1 protein-coding gene is annotated in these 231 nt (G+C 53.7%); it reads right to left on the bottom strand.

Translation table 11 applies throughout. From position 1 onward, the window contains the following. A partial coding sequence (locus FDX22_RS22325) for a virulence factor SrfB (RefSeq protein ID WP_255433037.1) occupies positions 1-231 on the bottom strand: 231 nt, incomplete at both ends.

Here is a 231-nt window from a genome sequence, read left to right as displayed (position 1 = left end):
GGTCAACAAATTCAGCCAGTGCGCCTGGTATTCAAAGTTGCGTAGAGCTTGTTGGATCTCCTGCTCTGAACGGTTTTCTTGCTGTGTGACGTGCTGCAAAAAGGACTCGCGTAGCCAGCCATCAATCCACGTCTGGTCGAGGAAATCTGCGATCTCATTATCGTGCCAGGCCAGCGCAAATCGCGTGCCATTCAGCAGATCGTTCTCATTGGGCGTCAATGCTGCCGGGGC

Origin of the sequence: Citrobacter sp. TBCS-14 (assembly GCF_005280805.1) — a bacterium.
Taxonomy (GTDB): Bacteria; Pseudomonadota; Gammaproteobacteria; order Enterobacterales; family Enterobacteriaceae; genus Citrobacter; species Citrobacter gillenii.
This window is presented reverse-complemented; position numbering and strand designations above follow the sequence as displayed.